Here is a 5,725-nt window from a genome sequence, read left to right as displayed (position 1 = left end):
TGATATTGGTGCTGCTGTACATCTGTGATCCGGTCTTTAAACTGGAAGAATCTCCTTTAAAATGTACCTTTATCTCAGTCGGAAAACTGCTGGCCATAGCCTTCATTTGCTCGGGCAGGTTCCATTCAACGCCATAGGTTAAAGTTCCTTCGGCAATTTTTTTCGGGGTTTGGGCAAAAGTGCCTGCTCCAATTAGCAGTACTGCTGCGGTAAAAATCAGTCTTTTCATTTGGTTTTGAGTTTTGTCTGGCAGGCCTGTAATCCGGCCGAAATAAATGTAATAAGTACAACTTACAAAACAGACTTATATTATCGGGAGATGTTACGCTGACCGTTAAATAATTTGATTTTTAAGGAGAGGGAGCCTTCGATAATTTCGGGGATGAAGTACTGTATCTTCCTTCTCATTTTGCTACATACAAGGGTAAACGGCCAGAATCCGGGGCCAATGCTGGGAGCGATGGGTTCTGGCGGTACGGCAGTCTCTGGAATATGGTCTTTGCAACGAAATCCTGCGGGCATTTCTGAATTGAAAATGCCGACACTTGCCATTGCTTACGAGCGGCACTTTCTCGATGAAGAAGTAAGTACACAGACAGCGCTATTCGCACTTCCCGCTCGCGGTAGCGTTTTTGGAGTGAGTTTCGAAAGCTATGGACTCTATGAGTATAAAGAACAACAAGCCGGATTCTTTTACTCCAAAAGTTTTGGTAATGCTTTTCGACTGGCGGTCGGATTAAGATACCATCAGCTAAATATTTCTCAGTATGGCTCCGCAAAGGCATATAGTGTTGAAGTTGGCTTTCAGCTAAAGGTTACCAATGAGTTTACGATTGCCAGTCATATTGCTAATCCAAGCCGAAGCCGTTATAATGACATCTCAAATTCAAGCTTGCCTGTAAAATTATCAATCGGTGGTTCCTGCAGACTTAGCGATAGAATTTTGATGATCGCAGATGTAAGAAAGGTGTTGAACTACCCGCTCGATGTTATGACAGGAATTGAATATAACGTCGTAAAATGGTTTTCGCTGAGGGGTGGGGTTTCCGCCAATCCTTTTAAGCAATACACCGGGTTTGGAATAAACTACAATAAATTTCAGATTGATGTAGCTGTAGCCTCCCATCCAACTTTGGGATATTCGCCTCAAATAGCTTTAGGGTATGCATTTTAAGTTCCTTACAATCGCCTTTGTGATTCTTATGCCCGCGTCTTGTTGCGCCCAGGCCGACAATGATTCGTTGATAGAACAGGTGATGGAGTATATAGCTGAAAATATTTCTGAAGATCAGGATTATTCTGAAATTACGGAAAGATTGAATTTTTACAGAAAATATCCTTTGGATATCAACAAAGTAAGAAAAGAACAGCTGCATGAACTTGTATTTATTTCACCTGTTCAAATAGAAAAATTATTACGACATCGCGAAGAAAGTGGGTTGTTTCTGGATCTTTTAGAACTCCAGAGCATTGACGGTTTTGATGATGAAACAGCCCGGTGGTTGAGCAATTTTCTAATATTGAATCCGCCTGAATTATTTTCTGATCTCTCCCTGAGTAAGCTGTTTAAAAATGGTGAACATGATCTTATGATCAGGTTTGGTAAAATTCTCCAACAGCAAGACGGTTTTCTATCCTCTGACTCAATAAAGGCAATTTATTCGGGTTCCGCTGATCGCATTTTCACACGATACAGGTTTAACTATGCTAATAAAGTCTTGCTATCCCTTAATATGGAAAAGGATGCCGGCGAAGCATTTCTCGGCAAGACAGGGAAGGGTTTTGATTTTTATTCAGCCAACATCTTCCTGAAGGGGAATAGATTCCTTAAGGAACTGGTTGTTGGAGACTATGCGCTGCAATTCGGCCAGGGACTAACTATGTGGTCGGGTCTTGGTTTTGGTAAAGGAGCCGAACTCACCAGTGTCGCAAAGCAGGGCGCGGGGCTTAGACCTTACAGTTCTGTGAATGAATTTTCATTTTTACGCGGAGTCTCCGCCACAGTCGATTATGGGAACGTTTCAATAACTCCCTTTATTTCGTATAAAAAGATGGACGCTTCTTTATCAAATGATCAAAGCGAAATCAAGTCTTTACCAATAAGCGGCTTGCATAGGACGAATTCCGAGCAGAAAGGCAAAAATGCCGTGACTCAATTGGTTTACGGAACAAACGCCGAATATTTAAAGAACGAATTAGCTGTCGGTATTACAGCTTACAAAACACAGTTAGATAAGCCTCTGGCATCAAGCAAAACACTTTATGAGCGATACGACTTCGCCGATAAAATATTAACGAATCTAGGTCTGCACTACACATATACTTTTAGAAACACGTATTTTTTTGGTGAAGCAGCGCACAGTCTTTCGTCAGGCACAGGCTTCTTAAACGGGTTGATGTCTAGTCTTTCAAGACGTGTTTCGGGTGTAGTACTGTACAGAAATTATGCGCGTAACTATTATTCATTCTTCAATCAGGGACTATCTGAATCTACTGAAGCAATTAATGAAAAGGGTATTTATACGGGCTTGAACATTCAATTCAGTAGTAAAGTGGAATTGGCTGGTTATTTTGACTTATTCAGGTTTCCATGGCTCAAATTTCGTGTGGATGCTCCCTCGCGCGGACATGAACTTTTCGGCCAGTTATCATACAGCTTAAGTAAGAAGTTTAAGATCGCAGCAAGATTCAAGCTGCAACAAAAAGAGGAGAACGCAACGGAAATAAGTCCTGTCGGAGGATTGGAAAATGTTGAGAAACAAAACTACCGGCTTGAGTTGTCTTACAAGCTTAGTAACAGTTTTTCAATAAGAAACCGTGTGGAAGTATCGGCATATAAAAAAGGACTTGCTAATAAAGAGTTTGGATTTCTTAGCTACCAGGATGTAATATATAAGCCTTTAAGCTCAAGTTTTTCCGGAAACGTCCGCTTTGCGATATTCGATACTCAAGGTTTTAACTCACGGATCTATGCATATGAAAATGACGTATTATACGGCTATTCGGTTCCAGCATATCAAGGCAGAGGGCTACGATGTTATCTAAATGGAAGGTATACCGTTCGACGTGGTATAGATGTATGGCTGAGATATGCTCTGTCAAGCTACGCTGATCAGGAGACCGTAGGATCTGGTTACGACATAATAAAAGGTAGTAAACGGTCGGATTTTAAACTACAGTTGAGATTTCAATTTTGAGATGTTCTACAAGGGAGAAATACCATTTGTAAGACTAATAGTACCGTTAATTCTGGGAATATTATCAGGTTACTATTTCGCCAGCGAACGACTCTTCAACTCCGCGCCAATTTTCGCCTTCATATGCTTCTTGATATTGGGTATCCTCATATTTAATTATAAGAGGCTTTCAATCTATCGGGTTAAATGGATAGTTGGTTTAATATCGCATTTTATCATTGCGGCGACGGGCTATTGGCTGACAGTTTACAGCTCCGAAAAGTATGACAAAAGTCATTACAGTTTACAAAAGGCCGATGCATTTGTGGTCAAGATAAAAAGTGAACCCAGGATGTCAAATTATGTTTCCAGATTTGAAGCAAGTGTAGTCGCAAGTTATTTTCAAGGCCGTAAAGACAATGCAACTGGAAAAATTATCGTTTCAATTCAGGCCGATAGTATTAACACATTGGATCTAAAATATGGCGATCTTCTTTTAATACCATCCAAATTTGACAGCATCGATCCACCCTACAACCCCGGCGAGTTTAATTATAAAGCATATTTAGGAGACCGGCAATTTTATCATCAGGCTTTTCTACCTCAAAATCAATTTTATCTTGTGAATCGGGATGAGGGAAACCCATGCATCTCTTTTGCGCTATCCCTTCGCAAACGGCTTGTTGATAAATTTTATAAGTATTTGCCGGACAAGAACGCGGCCGCCTTTGCTTCAACCCTTATCCTTGGATATCGCGCCGAGCTAAGCAGAGAACTAATCGAAGCCTACTCTAAAACCGGGACGATGCACGTTTTGTCGGTTTCAGGTATGCACGTTGGGATTGTATTTATGGTATTATCTGTTGTTCTTAAATTTATGGATAAAACCAAAGGAACCAGGTTAATTCGAGCCATTCTAATAATCTCGATAATTTGGTTTTATGCACTTCTTACAGGATTCTCAGCACCTGCCTGTCGTGCTGCAGTAATGTTAAGTTTTATTGTTCTGGGAAAGGCATTAAACAAACATCAAAACACTTATAATTTAATAGCTATTTCCGCTTTCCTCCTTTTGATATACAATCCCTTTTACATTGTAGATGCAGGGTTTCAACTCTCATACCTGGCGGTTGTCGGATTAGTATATTTTCACCCCAAAATTTATCAAACGATTTATGTTAAAAATAAGCTGTTGGATCATATGTGGAGTTACAGCGCCCTGTCGATAGCGGCACAAATTGCGACGTTTCCCTTTAGTATTTATTATTTCCATCAATTCCCGGTATATTTTCTTTTCAGCAACCTGTTAATCGTCCTTCCAGTGGCGGTAATTATGTATTCAGGGATTCTTCTTATGTTCATCCCGGATTCTTTAATACTGCATTATGCCGGAAAAATTCTCAGCATACTGATAAATTCCACGAACGAAATTCTTTACTACATTGAAAACCTTCCTTTCTCAAGCTGGGGTGGGATATGGATAAATACAATGCAATGTGTTCTGATCTGCCTTCTTATAATTTTGGCAAGCTTTCGACTTGCTTTTAGTTACAGGAGATTTAACCTGCCAATTGTGGTTTTGACTATATTTCTGTGTTCAAACCTTAGCTGGACGTGGTTACGAAATGAAAAACAACACCAGATAATATTTTATAATCTTAAAAAAAAGACTGGTATCGCTTATCTCTCTCAGGGCAAAAGCATAATCGTAAGTGATGTAGATCAATCTGATAAACTGGTACATTTTTCACTATTGCCTGCTGTTAAAATGAAGGGTTCGCAAAGCGAGCTGTTTTACAACCCCAGGGAAACCTTTTCAGAAGATTCGTATGCCGCAGATCGGAATTTCTATCAGTTTGGCTCCTGCAGAATATTTAGATGGGACAAAAGCTTTGACAATACTGAGTTTACAAAGGCATTGGCTGTTGACGTGGTACTAATAAGCGGTAATCCACGTACAAGCATTCGACAAATTGCTGCTTGTCTGAGTTTTAAGAGAATTATTATCGATGCGAATAATCCGGATTATAAAATAGACAGATGGGTCGTAGAAGCTAAGGGGATGGGATACAAATACTACGTTTTAAAGAAAAGCCCTGCATTAATCGTAAACCTTTAGAATTTCCGGTATTTTTTGAATCGACACTACAAAGCACAACCGAACTTGACCGAGCTAGCCCAATAGAAATCCGGGAACCGGGCATTGCAGTTTCATACAGTAGGAAAACAATGCGTCTTCCGGATATTTTGAGGCTGTGGGGGAGGTTTTAGGACAATTATATGGAATCCACCCCCCAACCCGCAATGTCGTTAACTTAAGATTTGTACGGCCCACGTGATCTAGACTGGCTGTGCGGATATTTTTGGAGGTTCCAGCCTCCGCTGGAATGACAACGCCGTGTGGGAGATATTGGGGAGATTCCAGCCTTCGCTGGAATCTAAGTGATTTTTATCTGTTAGTTTTTACATTTTAATCGTGTCCTCTGGCGCGGTTACTTTATGGTACAATTCCGTGCTGCGATTCCAGCGAAGGCTGGAATCTCCCTATT

3 protein-coding genes and 1 pseudogene are annotated in these 5,725 nt (G+C 40.5%); 3 read left to right on the top strand and 1 reads right to left on the bottom strand.

What is annotated here, in order from left to right:
* Nucleotides 1-229, bottom strand: a pseudogene (locus tag WKF69_RS18380) (hypothetical protein); the annotation flags it as partial.
* A gap of 153 nt (nt 230-382) precedes the next feature.
* Here WKF69_RS18380 and WKF69_RS18375 point away from each other — a divergent pair.
* From WKF69_RS18375 to WKF69_RS18365, 3 genes are read left to right on the top strand one after another with little or no spacing between them, the layout of a single operon-like run.
* Complete coding sequence (locus WKF69_RS18375) at nt 383-1,174, top strand: hypothetical protein (RefSeq protein WP_340383820.1); 792 nt, start codon at nt 383-385, stop codon at nt 1,172-1,174.
* Nucleotides 1,164-3,197, top strand: a complete 2,034-nt coding sequence (locus WKF69_RS18370) for a helix-hairpin-helix domain-containing protein (protein ID WP_340383818.1) — start codon at nt 1,164-1,166, stop codon at nt 3,195-3,197. The genes WKF69_RS18375 and WKF69_RS18370 overlap by 11 nt, the downstream gene beginning before the upstream one ends.
* Nucleotide 3,198: 1 nt before the next feature.
* Nucleotides 3,199-5,295, top strand: coding sequence for a ComEC/Rec2 family competence protein (locus WKF69_RS18365; RefSeq protein ID WP_340383816.1), 2,097 nt, complete (start codon nt 3,199-3,201; stop codon nt 5,293-5,295).
* Nucleotides 5,296-5,725 lie beyond the last annotated feature (430 nt).

The sequence above is a fragment of the Daejeonella sp. genome (assembly GCF_037719425.1).
GTDB lineage: Bacteria > Bacteroidota > Bacteroidia > Sphingobacteriales > Sphingobacteriaceae > Daejeonella.
This window is presented reverse-complemented; position numbering and strand designations above follow the sequence as displayed.